The organism is Arthrobacter sp. Soil763 (assembly GCF_001428365.1).
Taxonomy (GTDB): domain Bacteria; phylum Actinomycetota; class Actinomycetes; order Actinomycetales; family Micrococcaceae; genus Arthrobacter.
Window position 1 is genome coordinate 256,914 of the sequence record NZ_LMSH01000003.1, and the last position, 11,635, is coordinate 268,548.

Below are 11,635 nucleotides of genomic sequence, written 5' to 3' on the forward strand. Positions count from 1 at the left end.
GACTCGTTTGCGTTCTGAGGGTTAGTCCAGGCCGCGGCGCTTCAGCAGCGGTTCCAATCCGGCGTCGCGGCCGCGGAAGGCCCGGAAGGATTCCAGCGGGTCGCGGCTGTTGCCCCGGGAGAGCAGCTCGGCGCGGAAGAAGTCACCGTTGGCCCGGGTCAGACCGCCGTTCTCCTTGAACCATTCGACCGTCTCGGCGTCGAGCACCTCGCTCCAGATGTAGGAGTAGTAGCCCGCCGCGTACCAGCCGCCGGCGAAGATGTGCTGGAAGTAGCCGGTGCGGTAGCGCGGCGGGATCAGGCTGTGCGCCACGCCGGCCGCGGCCAGTGCCTTGGCCTCAAACTCCAGAGCGTCCTCCGGGATGTCCGTGCCGTCCAGGACGTGCCAGGCCAGGTCCAGCAGTGCCGCGCCGAGGTACTCGGTGGTGCCAAAGCCCTCGCCCCACAGTGCGGCTGCCTCGAGTTTCTCCACGGTTTCCTGCGGCAGCGGCTCTCCGGTGGCGTGGTGCTTGGCGTAGTTCGCGAGCACCTCCGGCCACATGATCCACATCTCGTTGACCTGGGAGGGGTACTCGACGAAGTCCCGCGGCACGGACGTGCCGGAGAACCGCGGATAGGTCACGGCGGAGAAGAGCCCGTGCAGGGCGTGCCCGAATTCGTGGAAGGTGGTCCGCAGCTCGTCGAGGGTCAGCAGCGTCGGCTCGCCGGCCGGCGGCTTGGAGATGTTGAGGTTGTTGATCACCACCGGCCGGTTGTCCAGCAGCCCGGACTGCTCCACGAGCGAGTTCATCCAGGCGCCGCCGCGCTTGCTTTCCCGGGTGTAGTAGTCACCCAGGAACAGCCCCAGGTCGGTCCCGTCGGAGTTCTTCACCTCCCAGACGCGGACGTCCGGGTGGTAGCCGGCCAGGTCGGTGCGTTCGTGGAATGTGATCCCGTACAGGGCGTTCGCGGCGAAGAAGACGCCGTCCTTCAGGACCCGGTCCAGCTCGAAGTAGGGCCGCAGCGCCTGCTCGTCGACGGCGTAGCGCTCCCGCTTCACCTTCGCCGCATAGTAGGCCCAGTCCCAGGCCTCCAGCGGGTGCCCGGCGATCTCCGCCAGGGCCTCTGCCTCGGCGTCGGCGTTGCGGACAGCGGCAGGGGCGAGCCGGTTCATCATGGCCTGGACTGCCTCAAAGTCCGGCGCGGTCTGCTGGTCCACGCTGAGCTCGGCGAAGTTGGCGAAGCCCAGCAGCTGGGCCTTCTCAGCGCGGAGCCGGACCATGTCCTTGACCAGGTCCAGCACGTCCAGGCTGCCGCCGCCGCTGCCGCGGCCGGTCGATGCCTCGAACAGCCGCCGGCGCACCTCCCGGTTTTCCAGCGCGGCGAGCGCAGGCTGGTTGCTGGGCTGGATCAGCGTGAGCAGGAACTTGCCCTCGTGGCCGGCGGTGCGGGCCGCCTCGGCGGCGCTGGCGACGTCGTCCGCGGGCAGGCCGGCAAGGTCGGCGGCGTCGTCCAGCAGCAGCGAGGCGGACTTCATCCCCTCCTTCACCCGCTGGCCGAACTCGGTGCCCAGGGTGGAGAGCTCGGCGTTGATGGCCTTCAGCCGGTCCTGGCCGGCCGGATCCAGCCCGATGCCGGACTGGCGGAACTCCTTCAGGTACTCCTCCACCAGCCGCCGGGACTCGGCGTCGAGCCGGTCGGTGCCGATGGCCGCGAAGCGTTCGTACAGGCCGGGGTTGAGGTACACCGCGTCCTGGTGGGCCGAGAACTTAGGGGAGAGGCTGGTCTCCAGTTCGCGGATGGCGTCGGTGGCGTCGGCGGACACCAGCGTGAAGAAGGACGCCGCCGCGCGCTGCAGCAGCTGGCCGGACCGTTCCATCGCCAGCGCCGTGTTTTCGAACGACGCCGGTTCGGGGCTGTCCACGATCGCCTGGATTTCGGCGAGGTGTTCGGCGAGGCCGGCCTCGACGGCCTCGGAGTAGTGCCGGACCTCGATGTCCGCGAACGGCGGCAGTTTGTACGGCAGGGGGCTGGGGCTCAGGAGCGGGTTAGTCATGAAATAACTCTTTCATGCACGGCTGCGGTACACAACGGGATGGTGGGCGTGTTGTGACCCCGGCCACCGTACGATAGCGGAATGCGAACCATCTCCTCCTTCCGGCCCGGCCGGCTACTGCTTGCCGGACCGGCGGCCCTTGTCCTTGCCGCCTCGCTGGCGTCCTGCGGCCTGGCCTCAAACCCGAGTGCGGAAGCCCCGGGTGCCTCCGCGGGCACATCCGCGGGAAAAAACACGGCCTCGTCGGCCGGGACGCCGTCCGGGGCGGGGCAGGGCGGCCAGTCCACGCCCGGCGCCGCGGAGTCCTCGACCCCGAGCCCGTCGCCCACCCCGACGCCGGGGAAGGGCCCGGCGTGCCCGGGGGTCCGCTGCGCCTCCGTCCTGGTGACCGGCGACATGCTGGTCCACACGCAGCTCTGGGAGCAGGCCCGCGCGGACGCCCTCGCCGCCGGCGCCAAGGGACTGGACTTTGAGCCGCTGCTGGCGGGCCAGCGCCGGTACATTGCCAAGAGCGACCTCGCGGTCTGCCACCAGGAGACGCCGGTCTCCAGCCCCACCGGGCCGTTCTCCGCCTACCCCTCCTTCAACGTGCCGCCGCAGATCATCACGGCCGCGAAGCAGGTCGGCTACCAGGCCTGCACCACCGCGAGCAACCACACGATCGACCAGGGCACGGCGGGGCTGGTCCGCACCCTGGACGCGCTCGATGCAGCTGGGTTGCAGCACACCGGCTCCTACCGCAGCGAAGCCGAGTCCCGCGAGGTGATGATCCTGCAGACCCCCGCGGCCAAAATCGCCGTGATCGAGGGGGCCTACGGGCTGAACGGCCAGCTCCCGGAGCACGCCTGGCAGGTGGACATGCTCGACCCGGCGGCGATGATCGCCAAGGCCAGGAAGGCGCGGGCGCTCGGTGCAGACATTGTGCTCGGCGTCATGCACGCCGGCGATGAGTACGCCAGCGCGCCTAACGCCGAACAGCGCACCGTGGCGCACGCCCTTGTGGACAGCGGCCAGTTCACCATGATCTACGGCCACCACACCCACTCGGTCCTGCCGATCGAACGCTACAAGGGGACCTGGATCGCCTACGGGCTGGGCAACGGCGTTACCGAGCTCTCGCCGTGGTACGTGGTCAACAACGAGGGCCTGCTGGTGCGGGCACAGTTCAGCCAGGACGCCGCCGGCAAGTGGTCCGCCTCCGACCTGGGCTGGGTACCGTCCGTCATCGTCCGGGACCCCTACCGGTGGTGTTCGGTCGCCTCCGACGCCCCGCAGGGTCCATGCGCCGGTGCCGCCGCGGACGCCGCGACGAGAACGCGGACCCGGACCGTCGTCGAGTCCATGGGCGCGGCGGCCGCCGGGGCGCACGAACTGCTGATCACCAAGGAACGCTAGGCCGTGGGCACGCTGCAGGAACGACGGCGGACGGTCACGGCGGCAGGAGCGGAACTGGCCGTCTACGAATACGGCCCGGCGCCCGGCCCGGCTGTTCCGACGCTGCTGCTGGTCCATGGCTACCCGGACGACCACCGGGTGTTCGCCGCCGCGATCAGGGATTTGGCCGCAACGCACCACGTGATCGCGTACGACACCCGAAACGCCGGCGCGTCCGCTGTCACCGCCACACCGGGCGACTACGCCCTGGCCACCCTGGTGGACGACCTCTATGCGGTGCTGGCCGCCGTCGGCGCCTCCGGTGTGCACCTGGTGGGCCACGACTGGGGATCCATCCAGGGCTGGGCCGCCGTCCAGGACCCGCGGGCCGCCGGCCGGATCAGCCGCTACACGTCCATCTCCGGGCCTGATCTGCGCCATTACTCCCGCTGGGTGCGTTCCCGGCTGCGAAACGCCCGGGCGTGGCCGCAGCTGGCCGGGCAGTTGCTGCGGAGCTGGTACATCGCCGCTTTCCTGGTCCCGGTGCTGCCCGAGGCCGCGTGGCGGCTGGTGCTGGCCCGGCGCTACGAGCGGACCGCCAAGCGCGGCGTGGGAAACGACCCGGTCCGCGGGCTGGCGCTCTACCGGGCCAACTTCCGCCCCGGCCGGCACTGGCCGCCGGCCGCGCGGGTGACCCTCCCGGTGCAGGTCGTGGCCCCGGTCAGGGATCCCTTCCTCAGCCCGGACCTGCTCGACGGGCTGCAGGACTGGGTGGATGACCTGCGGGTGGTCAGGGTCGACAGCGGCCACTGGTGGCCGGCCACCCGGCCCGCGGAGTTTGCGGCACAGCTGCGCGATTGGTGAGGGTGCTGGACCGGGCCGGATAGCCGTTGAGGCTGCGTTCCATGAAGACGCTGTTCGGGTCCTGGACATATCCGGCGAAGGGCGGGCAGGCCGTGAAGCCGTGCCGGGCGTAGAGCCGCCGGGCGGGCGCGAAGTAGTCCTGGCTGCCGGTCTCCAGGAACACCTGCCGGTAGCCGCGGGCGCGGGCTTCGGCCAGGATCCGGTCCAGCAGCAGGGCGGCGACGCCTTGGCCGCGGGCGTGCTGCGCCGTCCGCATCGATTTGATTTCGCCGCTGAGGGGGTCCAGCTCCTTCAGCGCCCCGCAGCCGAGCAGCAGCCCGCTGCCGTGCGGAGCCGGACGCGCGGTCCAGAAAGTGATGTCGGCGCCGGCCAGCGCCGCCGGGTCGAGGGCGTGCACGCTCTCGGGCGGGGACGTGGCGAACATGTCCGCGAGGTGCTCGCCCAGCAGCCCGAGCACGTCGGTCCGCGCCGGGTCGTCCCGGGCGACGTCGATGGCCCCGGACTGCAGTGCCTGGGTGTCAGCGGGGGCGGCGGGCGGCATGTTCGCGGGCCAGCACGGCGTACGTGTCGTCCGGGGCGCCGGGCGTGAAGCTGCCGTACTTGCGCTCCACTGCCGTCTGGATCAGGAAATCCGCCAGTGCCGGGTTCTTCGGCAGCAGCGAACCGTGCAGGTAGCTGGCGACGACGTTCCGGTAGCGGGCGCCTTCCTGCCCGTCGCTGCTGTTATTGCCGGTGCCCTTGGCGGTGGTGCCCAGCGGTGTGACGTCCGGGCCCAGCGTGGTCTGGCCGCTGTGGTTCTCGTAGCCCAGCACGGTCCCGAATTCGGGGGAGGAGACCGACACGTTGCCGATGAGCCGTTCGTCCGTGCCGTGGGTCTCCACGTCGAGGACGCCGATCCCGGGGATAACCGCTCCGGTCCGGGTCTTGAAGAACTTCCCGAAGAGCTGGTACAGCCCGCAGATCACCAGCATGGGCAGGCCGTCGTCGGCGAGGTCCTTCAGCAGGGGCCCGCGGGTGAGCAGATCGTCCTGGATCACCAGCTGGCCGCTGTCCTGGCCGCCGCCGCCGACGATCAGGTCGACGCCGTCGGGAAATTCGTCACCGACGTTGTACTCCAGCAGTTCGGGGGTGTAGCCGTGCCAGCGCAGCCGCTGGGCCAGGACCAGGGCGTTGCCCCAGTCGCCGTAGATGTTCATGTCGCGCGGATAGAGCTGGAGCACGCGGATGGTGCCCTTGCCGGGCGCGGGGGAGTCCGCCGGCGGCAGTTCGTGGCCGAAGGAGAGCCCGTCAGGGGTTTCGGGGGACGCCGGGGTCATGAGACCACCTCCACTGTGGTGATTTTGGACAGCTCGCGGCGGATAGCCAGCATGGCGGTGTAGGTGCAGAAGATCCGCTTGGGCTTGTCTTTGGCTCCGCGGATGAAGGCGGCCAGCGCCGGGGCGATCTCGGTGTCCACCGCGCCGATGGCGACGTCGTCGTACTGCAGTCGCAGCGCCATGTCGTAGGCGCGGGACCCGGACAGCTGGTCCACGCCGCCGTCGCGCAGGGTGTCGAACTCCACGTCCCACAGCCAGGACATGTCCCGGCCGTCGGCGTAGTTGTCGTTGATTGCGATCATCGTGGCGTAGCCGGCCGCCGGGAAGGACTTCAGGCCCAGCCGGAACCCGCTGGGGTTCTTGACCAGCACCAGGTCAAGCGGCAGGCCGTCCACCACCAGGCTTTCGCCGCGGCCGAACGCCGGCGCCACCCGGGCCAGGGCCGTCAGCAGGCGCCCGTTGTCGGCTGCCGCTCCGTCCCGGCCACCGATGGCCCGGGCGAGGGTGAGGGCCGCCGCCGCGTTGAAGATGTTGTAGACGCCCCGCAGCAGCATGTGCGTGCTGACCGTGGCGCCGTCGTATTCGAAGTCGGCGTCGTCGGCGCCCACCCGGCGAAGCACGACGTCGGCGGCCGGCTTGGGGGGTGCCGCCGGCACCGGGCTGCCCGGCGCGGCGCGCAGTTCGTCGTCGTTGGGAAAGGTGCTCAGCAGCGAGTCGTCGAGGCCGAAATAACGTACCTGCGGCGCGTTGGCCGTGCCCTCGCCGAGGGTGTCGGCGATCCGCGCCACCCGCGGGTCCTCGCGGTTGAGCACCACGGTGCCGGTGGTTTTCGCCGCGATGTGCTGCAGCAGTTCCGCGGTCTTGTCGATCTCGCCGAACCGGTCCAGCTGGTCGCGCAGGACGTTCAGGAGCAGGCAGTAGCGCGGCGGAACCTTGTTGACGAAGTGCACGGCGTGGGCCTCATCGAGTTCCAGCACGGCGATATCGGCATTAAGCCGGCCCCGCCAGTCCACCTCGCCCAGCAGCGCCGCGGCCACGCCGCGGGTGAAATTGCTGCCGGTGCGGTTGGTGAAGACCTTCAGGCCCTGGCTTTCCAGCAGTTCCACGACCATCTTGGTGGTGGTGGTCTTGCCGTTGGTGCCGCTGACGACGGCGACGCCAAGCGGGAGGGTGGCGAGCGTCCGCTGCATAAACCCCGGGTCGATCTTTTCGACCACCAGGCCGGGGAGGGCAGAGCCTCCGCCCCGGAGCCGGGACACCCGGCGGACGAGTTTGCCGAGCGGAACGCTGAAGTAGAGCATGGTTTGTAATATATCCCAGCAGCGGCATGGAACCCGGCCCGGGGCCGGGCCCGGGTGCGGCTCCCGGCTCCGCCTGGCACTATGCTGGCAGGATGACCACCCCCCTTTCTGCGCCCGGCTCCCGCGTGGGCTCCGGCCTGCGGATCGGCGTCCTGGCCCTCCAGGGCGACTTCCGCGAACACCTGAACGCGGTGGAGGCCGCCGGCGCTGCCGGCATCGGCGTCCGCCGGCCCGCCGAACTGGACGGCCTGGACGGCCTGATTATTCCCGGCGGGGAATCGACGACCATCGACAAGCTGGCCAGGACCTTTGAACTCCGTGACCCGCTGCGTGAGCGAATCCGCGCCGGGCTGCCCGTGTACGGCTCCTGCGCCGGGATGATCCTGCTCGCCGAGGAGATCGCGGATCCGGCCACCGACCTGGCCGGCAACCCGCAGCAGACCTTCGGCGGGCTCGACATCACCGTGCGCCGCAACGCCTTCGGGCGGCAGCGCGAATCGTTTGAAACCGACCTCGTCTTCAAGGGCCTCGAGTTCAGCGCGGGCGCGGCCGGCGGCGTCGATCCCGTGCACGCCGTGTTCATCCGCGGTCCCTGGGTCGAGCGCGTCGGTCCGGGCGTGGAGGTGCTGGCCAAGGTCGAACCATCCCTCGCCGGCCACCCGGAATCCCTCGACGGGACGGCTAGAATTGTTGCAGTGCGTTCCGGCAAGCTGCTGGCCACCTCCTTCCACCCGGAAGTGACGGGGGAGAAGCGGGTGCACGAACTGTTTATTCGAATGATCAGAGGAGAAGCATAAAGCATGTCAGGCCACTCCAAATGGGCGACGACCAAGCACAAAAAGGCCATCATTGACAGCCGCCGGGCCAAGTCGTTCGCCAAGCTGATCAAGAACATCGAAGTCGCGGCACGCATGGGCGGACCCGACCTGGCCGGCAACCCCGGGCTCGAACTGGCGGTCACCAAGGCCAAGAAGACGTCGGTCCCCAACGACAACATCGACCGCGCCATCAAGCGCGGCGCCGGCCTGACCGGCGAGGTCGTCGACTACACCGAGATCATGTACGAATGCCGCGGCCCGCAGGGCTCGGCGCTGCTGATCGAGTGCCTTACCGACAACAAGAACCGCGCCGCCTCCGAGGTCCGGCTCGCGATTTCCCGCAACGGCGGCACCATCGCGGACCCGGGATCGGTCAGCTACCTGTTCTCCCGCAAGGGCGTCGTCTCGCTGCCGAAGAACGGCCTCACCGAAGACGACGTGCTGATGGCAGTCCTCGACGCCGGCGCCGAGGAAGTCAAGGACAACGGCGACAGCTTCGAAATCCACTCGGAGCCGAACGACCTGCAGGCCATCCGCGAGGCGCTCAAGGAAGCCGGCATCGAGTACGACACCGACGAGGCCGAGTTCGTGCCCTCCATGCAGGTGCCGCTGGACCTGGACGCTGCCAAGAAGTTCATGAAGCTGGTGGACGCGCTCGAAGAGCTCGACGACGTGCAGAACGTCTACAGCAACGCCGACCTCAGCGACGACGTGCAGGCCGCACTGGAAGCCGAGTGACCCTTCGCGTCCTCGGCGTCGACCCCGGCCTCACCCGCTGCGGGATCGGCGTCGTGGACGTCGAGAAGAACCGCCGGGCCACGATGGTGGCCTACGGGGTCGTCGGCACCTCCCCGGAGGAGGAGCTCGACCAGCGGCTGCTGGTGATCGCGACCTCCATCGACGACTGGCTCGACAAGCACGAACCGCACGTCCTCGCCGTCGAACGCGTCTTCTCCCAGCTCAACGTCAGCACGGTAATGGGCGTAGCCCAGGCCTCCGGCGTGGTCATCGCCGCCGCCGCCCGCCGCGGCATCCCGGTAGCCCTGCACACTCCGTCGGAGGTCAAGGCCGCCGTTACCGGCAGCGGCACCTCCAACAAGGACGCAGTCACCAAGCTCGTGACTAAAATCCTGCGGCTGGACGCCCCGCCCCGGCCCGCCGATGCGGCCGATGCCCTGGCGCTGGCCATCACGCACGCCTGGCGTGCCGGCGGCGCGACGTCGGGCAGGAGCGCAGGCGCCGCGGCACCCAGTGGCCAGTCACTCACCGCCGCCCAGCGGGCCTGGGCCGACGCCGCCCCCGGCGGCCGGTCGCTCACGGCAGCCCAGCGGGCCTGGGCGGACGCGGAAGCCAAAGCGCGCCGTGCGCGCTGAATGTCCGGGCCGCTTGCTAGGGTATTCGTAGATATGTTCGGATGGACGGCGCGTGCCGGCCGTACCGGCGGTAAGAGCTCAGCTGGACCCCAGCTGTAACCCCAGGAGCCAGGCCTTGATCAGTTTTCTCCGCGGCACGGTGGCGCACGTCGGCCTGTCCTCGGCAGTCATCGACCTCAACGGCGCCGGCATGAGCGTGAATGCCACCCCGCAGACCCTCAGCCGGCTCAGGGTCGGTGACGAGGGCAAGCTGTTCACCTCGCTGATCGTGCGCGAGGACTCGCTGACACTGTTCGGTTTCGGCAGCGACGACGAGCGCGAGGTCTTTGACATCCTGCTCAGCGTCAGCGGCGTCGGTCCCCGGCTCGCGCTGGCCGTGCTCGCCGTCCACGACCCCGAGGCCATCCGGGTCGCCGCCCACTCCGGGGACAACAAGGCCTTCACCAAGGTCCCCGGCATCGGGCCCAAGGTCGCCGGCCGGATCGTCCTGGAGCTTGCCGGCAAACTGGTGCCGCACGGCACTCCCGGAGCCTCCGTGCCGGCCGTGTCCGCCGAGGCGGTCTGGAAACCTCAGGTCATCGCCGCCATGACCAGCCTGGGCTGGTCCGAGAAGGACGCCGCCAGCAGCATCGACAAGTCGCTGGCCGATTCCCCCGACCTCGCCGAGCAGGGCAACGTTGCCGAAATCCTGCGCGCCACGCTCCGCTGGCTCGGCCAGGACGGGGCACGCGCCGGGAACCGGGCAGGCGCCCGTGGCTGAACCATCCCTGGTCGCCGGGGGAGAGGAACCCGAGGAACGCGCCATCGAGGCCGCCCTGCGGCCGAAGAACCTGCACGACTTCGTCGGACAGCACCGGGTCCGGAAGCAGCTGTCGCTCGTCCTGGAAGCATCCCGGATGCGGGGTCGCAGCGCAGACCACGTGCTCCTCTCCGGCCCGCCCGGCCTGGGGAAGACCACGCTGTCGATGATCATCGCCGCCGAAATGAACGCCCCGCTGAGGATCAGCAGCGGCCCGGCGATCCAGCACGCCGGCGATCTGGCCGCCATCCTGTCCTCGCTCTCCGAAGGTGAGGTCCTCTTCCTCGACGAGATCCACCGGATGTCCCGCCCCGCCGAGGAAATGCTGTACATGGCCATGGAGGACTTCCGGGTCGACATCGTCGTCGGCAAAGGCGCCGGCGCGACCGCCATCCCGCTGGAACTGCCGCCGTTCACCCTGGTCGGTGCCACCACCCGCGCGGGGCTGCTGCCCGGGCCGCTTCGGGACCGCTTCGGCTTCACCGGCCATCTGGAGTTCTACGCCGTCGAGGAACTTGAGCTCGTGCTGCGCCGCTCCGCCGGCCTGCTGGACCTGAAGGTCAATTCCGCCGGCTTCAGCGAGATCGCCGGCCGCTCCCGGGGGACACCGCGCATCGCGAACCGGCTGCTGCGCCGGGTCCGGGACTGGGCGCTGGTGCACGGCGTCGACCAGATCGACGCGCGCGCGGCGTCGGCGGCCCTGGACATGTACGAGGTCGACAAGCGCGGCCTGGACCGGCTGGACCGGTCCGTGCTGGAGGCGCTGATCACCAAGTTCGGCGGCGGTCCGGTGGGACTGTCGACCCTGGCGATCGCCGTCGGTGAAGAAACCGAAACGGTGGAGACGGTCGCCGAGCCATACCTGGTCCGCGAGGGACTGCTCGGCCGCACCCCGCGCGGGCGGATCGCCCTGCCGGCCGCGTGGACGCACTTGGGCTACGCGGTGCCGGCCGGGGTGGCCGGCCAGGACCCGCTGGAGCTGTTCCAGGCCGCCGACGGCGCGGAGGAAGCGGATCCGGAATGGATCCGTAACCCGCAGTAGCACTCACGCTTAGGCTTTTCCCTTTAGACTGGTATGACGCTCGGCACGTTCGGGCCTTTGTTTCCGTGTGCGGTTCCTGCCGGCCGTCGCAGGCCGGGCGAGGTAGTCCCGCTAGGTTTCCTGCTTAGGTCCTTCCCGGGCAGCCCCGGGCCGCCCCGGAACGAAGCGGATGATGCCCTCAATCAGCTTGCAAGTACAGAACGGAACTTTCCCTTGGATCCAATGACAATTCTCCTGTTCGTCATGCTCGGCGTGTTCGTCTTCATGATGTTCCGCCGCAACAAGAAGACGCAGCAGCAGCAGGCAGAGCTCCAGTCGAAGTTCGGCCCCGGAGTCGAGGTCATGACCAGCTTCGGCCTGTTCGGCCGCATCGTCGAGATCGATGAAGCCGAGAACAAGGTCCTGCTTGAGCTCTCCCCGGGCAACACCGCCACGGTGCACCGTCAGGCCGTCACGAAGATCGTTGAGCCGGCAGCCGCCGCCACGGAGCCCACGGTTGTTCCCGACGACGCCTCCTCGCTGACCCTCGGGAAGACCGACGCAACGGTCGACGGCGTCGAAGGCGCAGCCCCCGCCGCCGAGACACCGCGCAACGAAACTCCGGACGAAACCCTGCGCCGCCTGAACGATGAAGGCCGGAAAGACAGCTAGTCTGCCTCCTGAGCTATCCCGCGGAGCTACGGTGCGCGGGCATCCGCCGGCGCCGGCCCGTCA

12 protein-coding genes are annotated in these 11,635 nt (G+C 69.6%); 8 read left to right on the forward strand and 4 right to left on the reverse strand.

All coding sequences use genetic code 11. The features are described 5' to 3' along the window. Positions 1-21: 21 nt before the first annotated feature. Positions 22-2,034, reverse strand: a complete 2,013-nt coding sequence (locus tag ASG71_RS10935; protein WP_056739110.1) for a M3 family metallopeptidase — start codon at positions 2,032-2,034, stop codon at positions 22-24. An 81-nt stretch (positions 2,035-2,115) separates the two neighbouring features. Here ASG71_RS10935 and ASG71_RS10940 point away from each other — a divergent pair, with 81 nt between their 5' ends. Then, the gene (locus ASG71_RS10940) at positions 2,116-3,429 is read left to right on the forward strand and encodes a CapA family protein (RefSeq protein ID WP_056739113.1); all 1,314 of its coding nucleotides are present in this window, start codon (positions 2,116-2,118) and stop codon (positions 3,427-3,429) included. Positions 3,430-3,432: 3 nt separating this feature from the next. Continuing rightward, the gene (locus ASG71_RS10945) at positions 3,433-4,272 is read left to right on the forward strand and encodes an alpha/beta fold hydrolase (RefSeq protein ID WP_056739114.1); all 840 of its coding nucleotides are present in this window, start codon (positions 3,433-3,435) and stop codon (positions 4,270-4,272) included. Here the strand turns inward: ASG71_RS10945 and ASG71_RS10950 are convergent. The 3 genes from ASG71_RS10950 to ASG71_RS10960 are packed head-to-tail and all read right to left on the reverse strand — an operon-like array spanning position 4,199 to position 6,889. After that, positions 4,199-4,813 carry a GNAT family N-acetyltransferase gene (locus ASG71_RS10950; protein ID WP_082575061.1) on the reverse strand — a complete coding sequence of 205 codons (615 nt, stop codon included), beginning with the start codon at positions 4,811-4,813 and terminating at the stop codon, positions 4,199-4,201. The two genes, ASG71_RS10945 and ASG71_RS10950, sit on opposite strands and share 74 nt — an antisense overlap. Continuing rightward, on the reverse strand, positions 4,791-5,588 hold the full coding sequence (locus ASG71_RS10955) for a type 1 glutamine amidotransferase (protein ID WP_157366395.1): 798 nt from the start codon (positions 5,586-5,588) through the stop codon (positions 4,791-4,793). Before ASG71_RS10955 ends, ASG71_RS10950 begins: the two co-directional genes overlap by 23 nt. Next, positions 5,585-6,889, reverse strand: coding sequence for a Mur ligase family protein (locus tag ASG71_RS10960; protein ID WP_056739116.1), 1,305 nt, complete (start codon positions 6,887-6,889; stop codon positions 5,585-5,587). The genes ASG71_RS10955 and ASG71_RS10960 overlap by 4 nt, the downstream gene beginning before the upstream one ends. Positions 6,890-6,981: 92 nt before the next feature. Here ASG71_RS10960 and pdxT point away from each other — a divergent pair, with 92 nt between their 5' ends. The 6 genes from pdxT (at position 6,982) to yajC (ending at position 11,572) form a co-directional block, all read left to right on the forward strand. Continuing rightward, a complete protein-coding gene (gene pdxT / locus ASG71_RS10965) occupies positions 6,982-7,686 on the forward strand; it encodes a pyridoxal 5'-phosphate synthase glutaminase subunit PdxT (RefSeq protein ID WP_056739118.1) in 705 nt (234 codons plus the stop codon). Between the two features lie 3 nt (positions 7,687-7,689). Further along, a complete protein-coding gene (locus ASG71_RS10970; protein WP_056739120.1) occupies positions 7,690-8,445 on the forward strand; it encodes a YebC/PmpR family DNA-binding transcriptional regulator in 756 nt (251 codons plus the stop codon). After that, complete coding sequence (ruvC, locus tag ASG71_RS10975; protein ID WP_056739122.1) at positions 8,442-9,080, forward strand: crossover junction endodeoxyribonuclease RuvC; 639 nt, start codon at positions 8,442-8,444, stop codon at positions 9,078-9,080. The genes ASG71_RS10970 and ruvC overlap by 4 nt, the downstream gene beginning before the upstream one ends. Before the next feature lie 115 nt (positions 9,081-9,195). Further along, positions 9,196-9,840, forward strand: coding sequence for a Holliday junction branch migration protein RuvA (ruvA, locus tag ASG71_RS10980; RefSeq protein WP_056739124.1), 645 nt, complete (start codon positions 9,196-9,198; stop codon positions 9,838-9,840). After that, entirely contained in the window at positions 9,833-10,921 is a 1,089-nt protein-coding gene (gene ruvB / locus ASG71_RS10985; RefSeq protein ID WP_056739126.1) for a Holliday junction branch migration DNA helicase RuvB, read from the forward strand. Before ruvA ends, ruvB begins: the two co-directional genes overlap by 8 nt. Before the next feature lie 222 nt (positions 10,922-11,143). After that, positions 11,144-11,572, forward strand: a complete 429-nt coding sequence (gene yajC, locus ASG71_RS10990; protein WP_056739128.1) for a preprotein translocase subunit YajC — start codon at positions 11,144-11,146, stop codon at positions 11,570-11,572. The last annotated feature ends 63 nt before the right edge of the window (positions 11,573-11,635 follow it).

Coding starts and splice junctions, on each gene's coding strand:
- yajC (WP_056739128.1), top strand. CDS start 11,144: ATGACAATTCTCCTGTTCGTCATGCTCGGCGTGTTCGTCTTCATGATG.
- ASG71_RS10935 (WP_056739110.1), bottom strand. CDS start 2,034: ATGACTAACCCGCTCCTGAGCCCCAGCCCCCTGCCGTACAAACTGCCG.
- ASG71_RS10970 (WP_056739120.1), top strand. CDS start 7,690: ATGTCAGGCCACTCCAAATGGGCGACGACCAAGCACAAAAAGGCCATC.
- ASG71_RS10950 (WP_082575061.1), bottom strand. CDS start 4,813: ATGCCGCCCGCCGCCCCCGCTGACACCCAGGCACTGCAGTCCGGGGCC.
- ASG71_RS10955 (WP_157366395.1), bottom strand. CDS start 5,588: ATGACCCCGGCGTCCCCCGAAACCCCTGACGGGCTCTCCTTCGGCCAC.
- ASG71_RS10960 (WP_056739116.1), bottom strand. CDS start 6,889: ATGCTCTACTTCAGCGTTCCGCTCGGCAAACTCGTCCGCCGGGTGTCC.
- ASG71_RS10940 (WP_056739113.1), top strand. CDS start 2,116: ATGCGAACCATCTCCTCCTTCCGGCCCGGCCGGCTACTGCTTGCCGGA.
- pdxT (WP_056739118.1), top strand. CDS start 6,982: ATGACCACCCCCCTTTCTGCGCCCGGCTCCCGCGTGGGCTCCGGCCTG.